The sequence below is a fragment of the Aurantimonas litoralis genome (assembly GCF_026153195.1).
GTDB classification, from domain to species: Bacteria; Pseudomonadota; Alphaproteobacteria; order Rhizobiales; family Rhizobiaceae; genus Aurantimonas; species Aurantimonas coralicida.
The window spans coordinates 471,815-487,194 of record NZ_JAPFBM010000003.1 but is presented as its reverse complement, the minus strand read 5'-3'; the positions used below and the strand labels follow the sequence as shown (position 1 = coordinate 487,194).

Sequence of the window (15,380 nt, the reverse complement as noted above, 5' to 3'; positions counted from 1 at the left end):
ACAGCATGGGCACCGAATTCACCGACTACGATCCGTATGACTTCGCCAATAGGCGCCATATCGGCCCGTCTCCCGCCGAGATGGACGAAATGCTCGCCCTGCTCGGCGTCGACAGCCTGGATGCGCTGATCGACCAGACCGTCCCGGCCTCGATCCGGCAGGCCGAGCCCCTGGACTGGGGCACGCCGATGACCGAGCGCCAGGCCCTCGACGCGCTGCGCGAGACCGCCGACATGAACGTCAAGCTCGTCTCGCTGATCGGCCAGGGCTATTACGGCACGATCACGCCGCCGGTCATCCAGCGCAACATCCTGGAGAACCCGGCCTGGTACACGGCCTATACGCCCTACCAGCCGGAGATCAGCCAGGGCCGGCTCGAGGCCCTGCTGAACTTCCAGACGATGATCTGCGACCTCACCGGCCTCGACATCGCCAGCAGCTCGCTGCTGGACGAGGCAACGGCGGCCGCCGAGGCGATGGCCATGGCCCACCGGGTCTCCAAGTCGAAGCGCGACGTCTTCTTCGTCGACGCCGACTGCCATCCCCAGACCATCGGCGTGATCCGCACCCGTGCCGAGCCGCTCGGACTGTCGGTGGTGGTCGGCGACCCGATGACGGATCTCGTCCCCTCCGACGTCTTCGGCGCCATCGTCCAGTATCCGGGCACCTACGGCCACGTCCACGACTTCACCGCGACCTTCTCCGCGCTCCATGCCGAGAACGCGCTCGCCATCGTCGCCGCGGATCCGCTGGCCCTGGCCCTCCTCAAGACGCCCGGCGACATGGGCGCCGACATCGCCGTCGGCTCCATGCAGCGCTTCGGCGTGCCGATGGGCTATGGCGGCCCGCATGCCGCCTACATGGCGGTCAAGGACGCCCACAAGCGCGCCATGCCCGGCCGCATCGTCGGCGTGTCGGTGGATTCGCGCGGCAACCGCGCCTACCGTCTGGCCCTGCAGACCCGCGAGCAGCACATCCGCCGCGAGAAGGCGACGTCGAACATCTGCACCGCCCAGGTGCTGCTCGCCGTCATGGCCTCCATGTACGGCGTCTTCCACGGCCCGACCGGCATCAAGGCGATCGCGCAGCGCGTGCATCAGCGCGCCGCACTCCTCGCCACCGGCCTGGAGAAACTCGGCTACACCATCGAGCCGGACGCCTTCTTCGATACGATGACTGTCGAGGTCGGGCGGCTGCAGCGGGTGATCCTCGACGCGGCGGTGGCCGGCGGCGTGAATTTGCGCAAGATCGGCGACGACCGCATTGGCATCAGCATTGACGAGCGCACCCGCCCGGGCAATCTGGAGGCGGTCTGGCGGGCCTTCGGCGGCGATTTCGCAGCCGATGATTTCGAGATGGGCTACCGGCTGCCGGACGGCATGCTGCGCACCAGCGACTACATGACCCATCCGGTCTTCCACATGAACCGGGCCGAGAGCGAGATGACCCGCTACATGCGCCGGCTCTCCGACCGGGATCTGGCGCTGGACCGCTCGATGATCCCGCTTGGCTCCTGCACGATGAAGCTCAATGCCACGGCGGAGATGCTGCCCATCACCTGGCCGGAATTCGCCGAGCTGCACCCCTTCGTGCCGCAGGACCAGGCGCTCGGCTACAAGGCGCTGATCGACGACCTGTCGGCCAAGCTCTGCGTCATCACCGGCTTCGACGCCGTGTCGATGCAGCCCAATTCCGGCGCGCAGGGCGAATATGCCGGGCTCCTGACCATCCGCGCCTATCACCACGGGCGCGGCGACACCCACCGCGACATCTGCCTGATCCCGACCTCGGCCCACGGCACCAATCCGGCCTCGGCGCAGATGGCCGGCATGAAGGTCGTGCCGGTGCGCTCGGCCGAGAACGGCGACATCGACGTCGAGGATTTCCGCGCCAAGGCGGAGAAGCATGCGGACAATCTCGCCGCCTGCATGATCACCTATCCCTCGACCCACGGCGTGTTCGAGGCGAGCGTCGCCGAGCTGTGCGACATCGTCCACGCCCATGGCGGCCAGGTCTATCTCGACGGTGCCAACATGAACGCCCTGGTCGGCCTCGCCCGACCCGGCGACATCGGCGCCGACGTCTGCCATCTCAACCTGCACAAGACCTTCTGCATTCCCCATGGCGGCGGCGGCCCGGGCATGGGGCCGATCGCAGTCAAGTCGCATCTGGCGCCGCACCTGCCGGGCCATCCGCAGACCGGCGGCGAGGCCGGCCCGGTCTCGGCGGCGCCCTTCGGCTCGCCCTCGATCCTGCCGATCTCCTGGAGCTACTGCCTGATGATGGGCGGCGCCGGCCTCACCCAGGCGACCAAGGTGGCGATCCTCAACGCCAACTACATCGCCCGCCGCCTGCAGGACGCCTATCCGGTGCTCTACAAGGCGAAGAACGGCCGGGTCGCGCATGAGTGCATCATCGACACCCGCATCCTGCAGGACAGCGCCGGGGTCACCGTCGACGACGTCGCCAAGCGGCTGGTCGATTGCGGTTTCCACGCCCCGACCATGAGCTGGCCGGTGTCCGGCACGCTGATGATCGAGCCGACCGAATCCGAGCCCAAGGCCGAACTCGACCGCTTCTGCGACGCCATGCTGGCGATCCGCGAGGAAGCGCGGGCCATCGAGGAAGGCCGGATCGACCGCGACAACAACCCGCTGAAGAACGCCCCGCACACGGTGGAGGATCTGGTCGGCGACTGGGATCGTCCCTACAGCCGCGAGCAGGCCTGCTTCCCGCCCGGAGCCTTCCGGGTCGACAAGTACTGGGCGCCGGTCAACCGGGTCGACAATGTCTATGGCGACCGCAACCTCGTCTGCTCCTGCCCGCCCATGGAGGCCTACCAGGAAGCCGCCGAATAGCGCGGGAGCGGCCGGCACAAGGGCGTAACGTATACATTGACATGGCGCGTTGCGGCACCGATAGTCGCAGCCGGAGTTGAGGCGTCGCCGCAAGGCGGCGCTTCGAGAAGGGGAGACGGGGCAGACATCCTGCCTCTGGCGGGCAGCCATCCGGTACTGCCGCGCAACTGATCTGGGAGGATCCATGTACAGACGCACCTTGATGACCCTCGCCGCGGCCCTGATGGGCACGACGCTGCTCGGCGCCGGCGCGGCGACCGCGCAGGAATATCCGGACCGGCCGATCCAGATGATCGTGCCGTGGGGCGCCGGCGGCGGCACCGATGCGGTGGGTCGCATCTTCGCCTCGCTGCTGCAGGAAGAGCTGGGCGTTCCGGTCAATGTGGTGAACCGCACCGGCGGTTCGGGCGTCGTCGGCCACAGCGCCATCGCCAATGCCGAGCCCGATGGCTACACGCTGGGCATCATGACGATCGAGATCGACATGATGCACTGGCAGGGCCTGACCGAGCTGACCTATGAGGACTTCGACATCCTCGCCATGGTCAATGCCGATCCGGGCGGCGTCATGGTCTCGGCCGATTCCGAGTATGATTCCCTCGAGAAGCTGCTTGCGGCGCTCAAGTCGGAGCCGAAGGGCACCTTCAAGGGCTCCGGCACCGGCCAGGGCGGCATCTGGCATCTCGGCCTCGCCGGCTGGCTGCTGTCGGAAGAGCTGGCACCCGATCAGGTGACCTGGGTTCCGAGCCAGGGCGCGGCACCGGGCATCACCGACATGGTCGCAGGCGGCGTGGACATCGTGCCGTCGTCGCTGGCCGAAGGCCGCTCGATGATCGACGCCGAGCGCGTGCGTCCGCTGGCCACCATGGCCGCCGAACGCCAGGAAGCCTTCCCGGACGTACCGACCCTGAAGGAAGCCACCGGCTCGGACTGGACCCTCGCGGTCTGGCGCACGGTCGTCGGCCCCGACGGCCTGCCGGACGACGTCAAGTCCAAGCTGACGGCGGCCATCGAGAAGGCCTACAACAGCGACGAGTACCAGACCTTCATGAATGACCGCGGCTTCGGCATGCGCTGGGCCGCCGGCGAGGAAGCGACGAAGATCGTCGCCGACGACGACGCCAGCCTCGGCGAAGTCATGAAGAAAGCCGGTCTGGCCAAGTAACGGGACGACAGCGGCGGCGCCTTCGGGCGTCGCCGTTGCTTTTCGGGCACCCGCGACCGGCAGATGCGTCTGCGCCGATGGGTTGCCATCCACCGCAGCCGTCCCGTCGCACCGCTCCGCATGCTGCCCTCTGCCCTGCCCTTCGCGGCGGGAGACGCTCTTCGAACCGGCGCCAGGCGCCGTCCGATTTCCCGAACGGCCCTGAGGCGAGGATGTCACCGCGTCCATGAAACTGAACGATCTTTCCCTCGGAATTCTCGCGCTTCTGTGCGGCGGCGGGATCTACCTCTCCGCGCTGCAGTTCTCGCCCATTCCGGGGCAGGCCTACGGGGCCGAGACCATGCCCACCACCATCGCCCTCGTCGCGATGGGCCTCGGCCTGTTCATGATCGGCAAGGCGGTGATCGCCGGGACCGACCAGCCGGCTTTCGCGCTGGCCGAATGGGCCCGTTCGCCGGTCTCGCTGATCGGCCTGTCGGTCGCGCTGGGCCTCATCCTCTTCTACATCCTGTTTTCCAAGGCGCTCGGCTTCGTGCCCACCGCCTTCGTGGTGATCCTCACTTTGATGCTCACCCTGCGCACCCGGCCGGTGACCGCGATCGTCGTGTCGCTCCTGGCGACCATCGTCATTCAGCAGGCCTTCGGCCGCCTGCTGCTCGTTCCGCTTCCGCGCAGCGCCCTCGGATTTCTCTGGTAGTCGATCATGTCCGTTATCGTGGAAGCCCTCGGGCTCGTCTTCCAGCCCTATGTCCTCCTGGTCATCCTGGGGTCCGCCTGCTTCGGCATGTTCGTCGGCGCCATTCCCGGCCTGACCGCGACCATGGCGACGGCGCTCCTGGTGCCGATCACCTTCTTCATGGATCCGGTGCCCGCCATCGCGGCAATCGTCACCGCGACGGCCATGGCGATCTTCGCCGGTGACATTCCCGGCGCCATGCTGCGCATGCCCGGTACGCCCGCCAGCGCCGCCTATGTGGAGGACGCCTACCGCATGACGCGGTCCGGCCGGTCCGAAGAAGCCCTCGGCGCGGCCCTGGTGTTCTCCTCGATCGGCGGCATCTTCGGCACCATCGTCCTCGTGACCGCCTCGCCGGCGCTTGCCGAAGTGGCGCTGAAATTCTCCTCCTTCGAGTATTTCTGGCTGGTTGTGCTGGGCCTGTCCTGCGCGATCTTCGTGTCGCCGGGCTCGGTGACCCGCGGCATCATCTCGCTGCTGATCGGCCTGTTCGCGGCCACCGTCGGCATCGACAATCCGGCCGGCGAGCCGCGCTACACCTTCGGCAATGTCGAGCTTCTGGCCGGCGTCCAGTTCATTCCCGCCATGATCGGCCTCTTCGCCGTCTCCGAGGTACTGCGCTCGGTCGTGGCGCGGGTCGCCCGGCCGGCCATCGCCCGGTCCAGCGGCGACGGCGTCTTCCTCAGCCAGTGGAAGAACTTCAAGCGCTATCCGGTCCAGGTGTTTCGTGGCAGCGCGTTCGGCACGGCCATCGGCGCGCTTCCGGGCGCCGGCGCCGACATCGCGGCATGGATCTCCTATGCCGTCAGCAAGCGCTTCTCCAAGACGCCGGAGAAGTTCGGCACCGGCCATGTGGAAGGCCTCGTGGAGTCCGGCGCATCCAACAACGGCGCCGTCAGCGGCGCCTGGATTCCCGCGCTGGTCTTCGGCATTCCCGGCGATTCCATCACCGCGATCGTCATCGGCGTCCTCTACATCAAGGGCATCAACCCGGGACCGACGGTGTTCATCAACGACCCGCAGCTCATCTACGCGGTGTTCATCGTCTTTTTCCTCGCCAACATCATCATGCTGCCGCTCGGCTGGGTGGCGATCAAGTCGGCCGGCACCATCCTGTCGATCCCCGAACGGGTCCTGATGCCGATCATCCTGATGTTCTGCATCGTCGGCTCCTTCGCCATCAACAACTCGATTTTCGGCGTCATCCTGATGCTGATCTTCGGCATCCTCGGCTTCCTGATGGACGAGAACGACATCCCGATCGCCCCGGCGATCCTCGGTCTCGTCCTCGGGCCGATGCTGGAGCAGAACTTCATCACCTCGATGATCAAGGCCGACGGCAGCTTCCTGGCCTTCTTCGAGCGGCCCATCGCCGCCGGGCTCGGCCTGTTCACCATCGCGATCTGGTGCCTGCCGCTGATCATGATGATGCTCATGCGACGCAAAAAGGGATCCGCGCGACCGGAACCAGCGGCCGGCGACTGACCCGCTGCCGGTCCAGGCTGGCGGCACGAAGACCCTTCATCATAAGACTTGCGTAACAATGCCGGCGGTGAATTCAGAGGATTCATCGCCGGCAAACGACTTTACGTGCAGTGCAGCAGAAGCTATGAGAACGATCGTTCGCTCTCAGATCCGGATGCTGCTCTTGCCTGCGACCACGCCCCTGCCCGACGGCCCCGCGATGACGGCCCAGGACCAGCGCCGCGTTCAGGTGCTGGCTGCGGCGCGGGCCTGCTTCGCCCGGGCCGGCTTTCATGGCGCGTCGATGCAGCAGATCTGCGCCGAAGCGAAGATGAGCCCCGGGGCGCTCTACCGTTATTTTCCGTCCAAGGACGCGATCATCGAGGCGATCGCCGAGGAAGAGCGGGGCAACGCCGCCAATTGCATGGCGCTGCTCGGCGCCCCCGGCAGCATCTTCGACCGCATCGTCGCCGTGGCGATGGAGTATCTGCGCCAGACGCTGGATCCCGACACCGGCGGGCTGATGGTCGAGATCTGCTCGGAAAGCATCCGCAACACCACCATCGGCAAGCGTTTCCACGAGATCGAGCTGGAGGTGCGCCGGGCCTTTCGCGAAGCCCTGCAGCAGGCCCATGACCGCGGGGAGATCGCCGCCGACATCGATCTGGGCGTCGTCCTCACCGTGCTCCTGTCGGTCGGCGACGGTCTGGTGATGCGGCTGCAGATCGAACAGGACTTCGACATCGAAACCATCGAGCCGTATCTGCGGCGCATCGTCGAGGGCCTTCTGGCCCCCCGGCCACCCGCCAGCGCTTGAATTCCGCGCCGCCCTGCGGCGCTCACCTGACCCGACATGGTCGGCGACGGACGTTCCATCAGGCGGGCCCGGCCCGCAAGAGATCGAGGCCTGCCATGTCCCTGCGTCCCCTCGCCCTTCTTCTGGCAGCCGCCGTCTCGGCCTTGCCGGCCAGCGCCATGGCCCAGGATGCGCCGGCCGCGACCGCCGCGCTGCAGGCGCCCAGCGTCTCCGTCGTCGAGGCGAAGCGGCGCGAGATCGTCTCCACCGTCACCGTCACCGGCACGTTGCGGCCGCGCGAGACCGTCGTCGTCGGCAGCGACGTCGAAGGCCTGCGGATCGAGGCCCTGCTGGCGGACGAGGGAGACATCGTTTCAGCCGGCGATGTCCTCGCCCGGCTCGACACCGACATGATCGAGATCGGCCTCGCCCGCAGCCAGTCCCAAACCGCCCGCGCCGATGCCGCGATCGCCCAGGCAAAGAGCCGCATCGCCGAAGCCGAGTCCATTGCGACCGAGGCGCAGTCCGCCCTTGCCCGCACGAGGCCGCTGGCCAAGAAGGGCATTGTCGGACAGGACGTCCTCGACCAGCGCATTTCGGCCGCCGCCTCCGCCGACGCCGCGCTCGCCAGCGCCCGCCAGGGCGTCGCCGTCGCAGAGGCCGACCGGGCGCTGACCCTTGCCGAGCGGCGCGAACTGGAACTGCGCAAGGCAAAGGCCGAGATCAAGGCCCCCACGGATGGTCTGATCCTGTCGCGGGCCGCCCGCCTCGGCAGCGTCGTTTCGGGGGCCAGCGGCGGCCTGTTCGAGATCGCCCGCGACGGCCAGATCGAGCTGGACGCCGAGGTCGGCGAGACCGTGCTGCGCCGCCTGGCCGAAGGGCAGGCGGTGACGGTCACCCTGGCCGGCGGCGGCGAACCGGTCACCGGCGAAATCCGCCTCGTTTCGCCCATGGTGGATGCGACGACGCGGCTCGGCCGCATCCGCGTCGCTTTGCCCGCCTCGTCCGAGCTTCGCACCGGCAGCTTTGCCCGCGGCGTGGTCGAGACGGACCGCTCCACCGGCGTCGTCGTTCCGCGCACCGCGATCATTGCCGATGCCGACACGGCCGTGGTGCAGGTGGTGCGCGACGGCACCATCGAGACCCGCGAGGTCACGCTGGGCATCACCACCGGCAGCGACGCCGAGATCCTCGAAGGGCTGAAGGCCGGCGACCAGGTCGTGGCGCTGGCCGGCACCTTCGTGCGCGACGGCGACGCGGTGACGGCCGTCGCCCTGAAGAGCGCGGAGGGCGAAGGATGAACTGGAACTTCTCCGCCTGGGCGATCCGCAACCCGGTCCCGCCGATCCTCCTGTTCTTCGTGCTGGTGGCGCTGGGCATCTCCAGCTTCATCAGCCTGCCGATCACGCGCTTTCCCAATATCGACGTGCCGGTCGTCGCCGTCACCATCACCGAATCCGGCGCCGCGCCGTCGGAGCTGGAGACCCAGGTCACCAAGAAGGTCGAGGATGCCATCGCCGGCATTTCCGGCGTCAAGCATGTCACCTCCACCATCACCGACGGCTCCTCGGTGACGGCCGCCGAATTCCGGCTGGAGATCGACACCGACCGCGCCACCAACGACGTCAAGGACGCGGTGGCCAAGATCCGCTCCGATCTGCCGCTGACGATCGACGAACCGGTCATCCAGCGCATCGAGGTCGAGAACCAGTCGATCGTCACCTATGCGGCGGCCTCGCCCGGCAAGACGCCGGAGCAATTGTCCTGGTTCGTCGACGACGTGGTCATCCGCGCCTTGCAGGGCCTCAACGGCGTCGGCCGGGTCGAGCGCATGGGCGGCGTCGAGCGCGAGATCCAGGTGCGGCTCGATCCCGACCGGCTGGCCGCCCTCGGCGTGACCGCCGGCGAGGTCAACCGGCAGCTGCGCTCAACCAATGTCGACCTGTCGGGCGGTCGCGGCGAATTCGGCGGCCAGGAACAGGCGATCCGGACCCTCTCCTCCGCCGACACGGTGCAGGGGCTCGCCGAGACGCGCATCTATCTGCGCGGCGGCCGGCAGGTGCGCCTCGCCGAACTCGGCGAGGTCGTCGACAATTGGGAAAAGCCGCGCTCCTTCGCCCGGCTCGACGGCCGGCCGGTCGTCGCCTTCTCGATCTACCGCTCCAAGGGCGCCAGCGACACGACCGTCGCCGACCGCGCCGCCGAGGCCGTGGCCAAGCTCGCCGCGGCCAACCCGGACGTCACCTTCTCCAAGATCGACGACAGCGTCACCTACACCTACGGCAATTTCGAATCTGCCATGGAGACCCTCGCCGAGGGCGCGCTCCTGGCGGTTATCGTGGTGCTGCTCTTCCTGCGCGACTGGCGCGCCACCGCTGTCGCGGCAATCACCCTGCCGCTTGCCGCCATCCCGACCTTCTGGGCGATGGATTTGATGGGCTTCTCGCTCAATCTGGTCAGCCTGCTCGCCATCACGCTGGTCACCGGCATTCTCGTCGACGACGCCATCGTCGAGATCGAGAACATCGAGCGCCATATCGGCATGGGCAAGAAGCCCTACCGCGCCGCCATGGAAGCAGCCGACGAGATCGGCCTCGCCGTCATCGCCATCACCATGACGATCATCGCCGTGTTCTCGCCTGTGAGCTTCATGGGCGGCATCGCCGGCCAGTACTTCAAGCAGTTCGGCCTGACGGTCGCGGTGGCGGTGTTCTTCTCGCTGCTCGTCGCCCGGCTCATCACCCCGATGCTCGCGGCCTATTTCTTCCATGCCCATGCGGTGGGCGGCCCGAGCTTCGGGCGGCTGCTGCGCCGCCGGCTGATGCTGCTGGCACCGCTGGCGGGCCTCGCCATCGGCATGCTCTTCGCCATCGCCTTCCTGCCTTCGGCCGGACCGGACAATCCGGTGGCCGGAGCGCTCGGCCCCTATGCCGCCATGGTGCCGGCGCTGAGCTTCGACCAGGCGACGGAGCTGTCGCTCTTCGTCATGGCCGGCGCAGTGGGTTTGGCGATCCTTCTCGCCTATCTCGGCATGCCGCACCCGACCGAGCAGAGCGACGGCCTGTTGATGCGGGCCTATACGCGCTTCCTGCGCGTGACCGTGCGCTGGCGCTGGATCACGCTGGCGGTCGGCATCGGCCTCTTCGCCCTGTCGATCGATGCGGTGAAATATCTGCCCACCGGCTTCATCCCCAAGGAAGACGCCTCGCGCATAGTCGTGTCGCTGGAACTGCCGCCCGGCTCGACGCTGGAAACCACCCGCGCCGTCACCGACGACGCCGTCGCCTCGATCCGCGAACTGCCGGAGGTGCGCAGCGTCCTGGTGATCGGCGGCGCCAGCCCGACCGGCACGCTGGAAGTGCGCCGCGCCGCGCTGACCATCAACCTGACGCGCAAGTTCGAGCGCACCCGCAGCCAGGCCCAGCTCGAGCCGATCATCGACGCCAAGCTGGCGGCGATCCCCGACATCCGCTCCTATTACGTCAACGACCGCGGCGAACGCGAACTTTCCGTCGGCATCCTGGGCGACGACGGCGCGAAGGTGTCCGCCGCCGCGGCCGATCTCGAAGCCCAGATGCGGCGCGATCCGATCTTCGCCAACCCGTCTGCCATGGCGTCCTTCGCCCGGCCCGAGATCCGCATCGTGCCGCGGCTCGACAAGGCCGCCGATCTCGCCATCGCGCCCGACGCGATCTCCGAGACGGTGCGCGTCGCCACCATCGGCGACGTCGGCGCCAATCTCGCCAAGTTCAATGTCGGCACGCGACAGGTGCCGATCCGGGTGGAACTGCGCGAAAGCGCCCGCCAGGACCTGTCGACCATCCGCAACCTGCGGGTGACCACCGGCACCGGCGCCTCGGTGCCGCTCGACAGCGTCGCCGATATCGGCTTCGGCCAGGGCCCCTCGACCATCGACCGCTACGACCGCGAGCGGCTGGTGAAGGTCGGCACCTCGATGGCGCCAGGCTTCGAGATCGGCCAGGGCAGCGAGAAGATCATGTCGCTGCCGGCGGTGAAGGACCTGCCGCCCGGCGTGCGCATCCAGGAAGTCGGCGACGCCGAAATCCAGGGCGAGGTCTTCGCCGGCTTCGCCTCGGCCATGAGCGCCGGCATCATGATGGTGCTGGTCGTGCTGATCCTGCTGTTCGGCAGCGTCTTCCTGCCGCTGACCATCCTCGCCTCGCTGCCGTTGTCGGTCGGCGGCGTGGTCGGCGCCCTGCTCATCACCCACACGGCGATCTCCATGCCGGTGGTCATCGGCATCCTGATGCTGATGGGCATCGTCACCAAGAACTCGATCATGCTGGTGGATTTCGCCGTCGAGCAGGAAAAGCACGGCATGCCCCAGACCGAGGCGATCATCGACGCCGGCCGCAAGCGGGCCCGGCCGATCATCATGACCACGCTGGCGATGGCGGCGGGCATGGTGCCGGCGGCCATGGCGACGGGCGAAGGCGGCGAGTTCCGGGCGCCCATGGCGATCGCGGTGATCGGCGGCCTGCTGGTGTCCACCGTCCTGTCGCTGATCTTCATCCCGTCGGTCTATACGTTGATGGACGATCTCAGCCACATGGTCGGGCGGCTGTTCCGCTGGCTGGTGCGGCCGAACGCCAGCGACGACGGCGACGCGACCGGCGAGCATCCGGTCGCCCCCGCGCGTGCTGCCGAAACGGACGCGGCAGAGGATCACCCCGACGCGCCGTCCTGGCGCCGGGTGACGGAATTCCCCCAGCGCGCCAAGGACGAACTGCCGGCACCGAAGATGCAGCCCGCCGCCGAATAGTCCCGGCGGCGGCAGGCGGTCGGTATCAGCCGGCCTTGCCGTCCGATCCGGTGAGGCCGAATTCGGCGAAGATTTTGTCGGTGTCCTCGCCGAGCGCCGGCACGCGGCCGAACTCCGGCAGCTTTCCGTCGACGAGGAAGCCCGGCGCCAGCATCGTCACCGGCCCGGTCGGCGTCTCCACCGTCACCGTCCGGTTCTGGGCATGGTGCTTGACGTCCTCCATGGTCGACAGGCGTCCATAGGCGATCTTCGCCGCTTCCAGCTTCTCGGCCATGGCGTCGCGGTCGAAGCGCGAGAACACCTCCTGGATGATCGCCTCCAGCGCCGGCCGGTTGGCAACCCGCGCATTGTTCGATGCGAAGCGCTCGTCGGTGGCAAGATCCGGCAGCTCCAGCGCCTTGGCGCAGAGATTGGCCCATTCCCGCTCATTCTGGATCGAGAACAGGATCGCTCGCTTGTCGGCGCATTCGAAGACGCCGTAGGGCGCGATGGTCGGATGCGAGAGGCCGTTGCGCGGCGGTGTCTTGCCGCCATAGACATATTGCAGATACGGCACGTTCATCCAGTCCGACAAGGCATGGAACAGCGACAGCGAGATGTGTCGGCCCTTGCCGGTGCGCTCGCGCACGAACAGCGCCTGCATGATCGACGACAGCGCCGTCATGCCGGCGGCGATGTCGCAGACCGAGACGCCGACGCGGGCCGGGCCTTCCGCATTGCCGGTTACCGAGGACAGGCCGGTCTCGGCCTGCACCAGCAGGTCGTAGGCCTTCAGATGCGCGAAGGGGCCGTCGTCGCCATAGCCGGAGATCGCGCAGGTGATCAGCCGGGGAAAGCGCTCCCGCAGTTCCGCCATGTCGAAGCCCAGCCGCGAGATGACGCCGGGGGCAAGGTTCTGGATGAACACGTCGGCCTCGCCGATCAGCACCGCCAGGCGCTCCCGGTCGGCCGGGTCCTTCAGGTCCAGCCGGACCGATTCCTTGCCCCGGTTCAGCCAGACGAAATAGGCGCTCTCGCCATGGACGAAACTGTCGTAGCCGCGGGCGAAATCGCCCTCCGGCCGCTCGATCTTCAGGACCCGCGCCCCGGCATCGGCCAGCCGCCCCGACACGTAGGGGGCGGCAACCGCCTGCTCGACGGAGACGACCAGGATGCCGGCAAGATCATCGTTCATGGGGCTCTCCGCAGGTTTCGAGCAGCAGACACGATGCGCTCGGATCAGGACGCGGGCCGCCTGGCGCGACCGTTCCCACGGCGGTGACATCGTAAGGCAGGAAATGCAATAACCGGCCGCCCCGCCATCGCCGCGACGCGACGCGGCCATAAGCGCCGGGTATGGGCGGGGACCGGCCGGGAGAGAACCGACATGCACGCAGCGCCGATTGCCGAAGCCGACTTCATCCGGTCCGTCGCCGACGCGCTGCAATACATCTCGGTCTATCATCCGCCGGACTTCGTCGCCCATCTCGCCCAGGCCTATGAGCGCGAGGAAAGCCCGACCGCGCGCAACGCCATGGCGCAGATCCTGGTCAATTCCCGCATGTCGGCGCTCGGCAAGCGGCCGATGTGCCAGGACACCGGCACCGTCAACGTCTTCGTCAAGATCGGCATGCAGGCCCGCATCGACAGTAGCCGCCCGCTGGCCGAACTCGTCGACGAGGCGGTGGCCCGCGCCTACACCGACCCGGCCAATCCGCTGCGCGCCTCGATCGTCGCCGATCCGATCTTCGAGCGCCGCAACACCGGCAACAACGCGCCGGCCGTCACCCATGTCGAGATGGTCGCCGGGGACAGCGTGAAGGTGACCGTCGCGGCCAAGGGCGGCGGCTCGGAGAACAAGGCGCGCTTCGCCGCGCTCAATCCCGGCGCCTCGATCGTCGACTGGGTACTGGAAACGGTCGAAGGGCTCGGGGCCGGCTGGTGCCCGCCGGGTCTTCTCGGCATCGGTGTCGGCGGCACGGCTGAAAAGGCGATGATCCTCGCCAAGGAATCGCTGCTCGCACCGATCGACATGACCGACCTTCTCGTCCGCGGGCCCGCCTCGAAGCTCGAGGAGCTGCGGATCGAAATCTATGAAGCCGTGAACGCCCTCGGCATCGGCGCCCAGGGCCTCGGCGGCCTGACCACGGTGCTCGACGTCAAGATCGCCACCCATCCGACCCATGCCGCCTCAAAGCCGGTCGGGCTGATCCCGCAATGCGTCGCCGACCGGCATATGAGCTTCGTCCTCGACGGGTCCGGGCCGGCGACCTTTGTCCCGCCGTCCATCGATCTGTGGCCGCAGATCGCGCTGGCCGGCGCTGGGGAGAGCCGACGCGTCGATCTCGACCGGATCACCCCGCAGGAGGTGGCAAGCTGGAAGGCCGGGGAGACGCTGCTCCTGTCGGGCCGGCTCCTGACCGGCCGCGACGCCGCCCACAAGCGCATGGCGGCGATGCTCGATCGCGGCGAGCCGCTGCCCGTCGATCTGAAGGGTCGAGCGATCTATTATGTCGGCCCGGTCGATCCGATCGGCGACGAGGTGGTCGGCCCGGCCGGCCCCACCACTTCCACACGTATGGACCCGTTCACGGACCAGATCCTCGCCGCGACGGGTCTTCTGGTGATGATCGGCAAGGCCGAGCGCGGTCCCGCCGCCATCGACGCCATCCGCCGGCACGGCGCCGCCTATCTGATTGCCGTCGGCGGCGCGGCCTATCTGGTGTCCAAGGCCATCCGCTCGTCCCGGCTCGTCGCCTTCGAGGATCTCGGCATGGAGGCGATCCGCGAATTCACCGTCGAGGACATGCCGGTCACCGTCGCGATCGACGCGACCGGCACCTCGGTCCACACAACGGGCCCGGCCGAATGGCGCCGCCCGCAGATCCGCGTCGGCGGTGCGCCGGTCTCCGCCTGATCCGCGCGCTCGCGTTCACGCAATGGCGATTGCAGCCCTGGCCGAACTGGCGATAACGTCGCGCGGACAGGGATGAGGGAGACCGCCGCATGAGTGACGCACCGACCGACGAGCCGCGCTGGAAGCACGACGGCGTGCGCGTCATCAAGGGCGACCGGCTGGATTCCAACACGGCGCAGACGCCGGGCATGTTCCGCCAGGCGGCGATCAACCATGCCCGCGTCGGCGCGCAGAAGATCTGGGCCGGCACGGTGACCATCGAGCCCGACGCCAAGACCGGCGTCCATCACCACGGCGCGCTGGAAAGCGTCATCTTCGTCCTGCGCGGCAAGGCGCGGATGCGCTGGGGCGAGCGGCTGGAATATGTCGCCGAGGCCGAGGCGGGCGACTTCATCTTCGTGCCGCCCTATGTGCCGCACCAAGAGATCAACGCCGATCCCGACGCGCCGCTCGAATGCGTCCTGGTGCGCTCAGACAACGAGGCGGTGGTGGTCAACATCACCGATGTCGAGCCGGTCGAGCGCCCCGAGGAAGTCTATTGGGTCGATCCGATCCACAGCCATCCCGACGCCGACAGTAACGCGTCTTGAGCCGGTGCCGCGGATCGGCGACAAGCGCGATCAGATGACGGCTGGCCTGGCCACTGACCGGCAGCCCACGCCCCGCAGAGGAGACCCCACCG

At 68.0% G+C, this 15,380-nt stretch carries 10 protein-coding genes; 9 read left to right on the top strand and 1 reads right to left on the bottom strand.

Going from position 1 to position 15,380, the window contains the following annotated elements; translation table 11 throughout:
• Positions 1-5: 5 nt before the first annotated feature.
• From gcvP to N7I30_RS09680, 7 genes are all read left to right on the top strand, one after another.
• Positions 6-2,858 carry an aminomethyl-transferring glycine dehydrogenase gene (gcvP, locus tag N7I30_RS09710; RefSeq protein ID WP_498638439.1) on the top strand — a complete coding sequence of 951 codons (2,853 nt, stop codon included), beginning with the start codon at positions 6-8 and terminating at the stop codon, positions 2,856-2,858.
• A gap of 184 nt (positions 2,859-3,042) precedes the next feature.
• Positions 3,043-4,023, top strand: coding sequence for a Bug family tripartite tricarboxylate transporter substrate binding protein (locus tag N7I30_RS09705; protein ID WP_277023382.1), 981 nt, complete (start codon positions 3,043-3,045; stop codon positions 4,021-4,023).
• A 226-nt stretch (positions 4,024-4,249) separates the two neighbouring features.
• Positions 4,250-4,720, top strand: a complete 471-nt coding sequence (locus N7I30_RS09700) for a tripartite tricarboxylate transporter TctB family protein (RefSeq protein ID WP_188076939.1) — start codon at positions 4,250-4,252, stop codon at positions 4,718-4,720.
• Between the two features lie 6 nt (positions 4,721-4,726).
• Positions 4,727-6,244, top strand: a complete 1,518-nt coding sequence (locus N7I30_RS09695; protein WP_024351672.1) for a tripartite tricarboxylate transporter permease — start codon at positions 4,727-4,729, stop codon at positions 6,242-6,244.
• 124 nt (positions 6,245-6,368) lie between these two features.
• Complete coding sequence (locus tag N7I30_RS09690; RefSeq protein WP_498638436.1) at positions 6,369-7,040, top strand: TetR/AcrR family transcriptional regulator; 672 nt, start codon at positions 6,369-6,371, stop codon at positions 7,038-7,040.
• Positions 7,041-7,135: 95 nt separating this feature from the next.
• On the top strand, positions 7,136-8,320 hold the full coding sequence (locus N7I30_RS09685) for an efflux RND transporter periplasmic adaptor subunit (RefSeq protein ID WP_498638434.1): 1,185 nt from the start codon (positions 7,136-7,138) through the stop codon (positions 8,318-8,320).
• Positions 8,317-11,802 carry an efflux RND transporter permease subunit gene (locus N7I30_RS09680; RefSeq protein WP_498638432.1) on the top strand — a complete coding sequence of 1,162 codons (3,486 nt, stop codon included), beginning with the start codon at positions 8,317-8,319 and terminating at the stop codon, positions 11,800-11,802. Before N7I30_RS09685 ends, N7I30_RS09680 begins: the two co-directional genes overlap by 4 nt.
• 25 nt (positions 11,803-11,827) lie before the next feature.
• On the opposite strand, the gene N7I30_RS09675 is transcribed toward N7I30_RS09680, so the two are convergent.
• Positions 11,828-12,976 carry a CaiB/BaiF CoA transferase family protein gene (locus N7I30_RS09675; protein ID WP_498638430.1) on the bottom strand — a complete coding sequence of 383 codons (1,149 nt, stop codon included), beginning with the start codon at positions 12,974-12,976 and terminating at the stop codon, positions 11,828-11,830.
• A 192-nt stretch (positions 12,977-13,168) separates the two neighbouring features.
• Between N7I30_RS09675 and N7I30_RS09670 the strand changes: the two genes are divergently transcribed.
• The gene (locus N7I30_RS09670) at positions 13,169-14,698 is read left to right on the top strand and encodes a fumarate hydratase (RefSeq protein ID WP_498638428.1); all 1,530 of its coding nucleotides are present in this window, start codon (positions 13,169-13,171) and stop codon (positions 14,696-14,698) included.
• Positions 14,699-14,787: 89 nt separating this feature from the next.
• The gene (locus N7I30_RS09665; RefSeq protein ID WP_024351666.1) at positions 14,788-15,288 is read left to right on the top strand and encodes a cupin domain-containing protein; all 501 of its coding nucleotides are present in this window, start codon (positions 14,788-14,790) and stop codon (positions 15,286-15,288) included.
• Positions 15,289-15,380 lie beyond the last annotated feature (92 nt).

Excerpts from the sequence above, each read along its gene's own strand:
- N7I30_RS09705 (WP_277023382.1), top strand. The coding sequence starts at position 3,043 with ATGTACAGACGCACCTTGATGACCCTCGCCGCGGCCCTGATGGGCACG.
- N7I30_RS09665 (WP_024351666.1), top strand. The coding sequence starts at position 14,788 with ATGAGTGACGCACCGACCGACGAGCCGCGCTGGAAGCACGACGGCGTG.
- N7I30_RS09695 (WP_024351672.1), top strand. The coding sequence starts at position 4,727 with ATGTCCGTTATCGTGGAAGCCCTCGGGCTCGTCTTCCAGCCCTATGTC.
- N7I30_RS09680 (WP_498638432.1), top strand. The coding sequence starts at position 8,317 with ATGAACTGGAACTTCTCCGCCTGGGCGATCCGCAACCCGGTCCCGCCG.
- N7I30_RS09685 (WP_498638434.1), top strand. The coding sequence starts at position 7,136 with ATGTCCCTGCGTCCCCTCGCCCTTCTTCTGGCAGCCGCCGTCTCGGCC.
- gcvP (WP_498638439.1), top strand. The coding sequence starts at position 6 with ATGGGCACCGAATTCACCGACTACGATCCGTATGACTTCGCCAATAGG.
- N7I30_RS09670 (WP_498638428.1), top strand. The coding sequence starts at position 13,169 with ATGCACGCAGCGCCGATTGCCGAAGCCGACTTCATCCGGTCCGTCGCC.
- N7I30_RS09690 (WP_498638436.1), top strand. The coding sequence starts at position 6,369 with ATGAGAACGATCGTTCGCTCTCAGATCCGGATGCTGCTCTTGCCTGCG.
- N7I30_RS09700 (WP_188076939.1), top strand. The coding sequence starts at position 4,250 with ATGAAACTGAACGATCTTTCCCTCGGAATTCTCGCGCTTCTGTGCGGC.
- N7I30_RS09675 (WP_498638430.1), bottom strand. The coding sequence starts at position 12,976 with ATGAACGATGATCTTGCCGGCATCCTGGTCGTCTCCGTCGAGCAGGCG.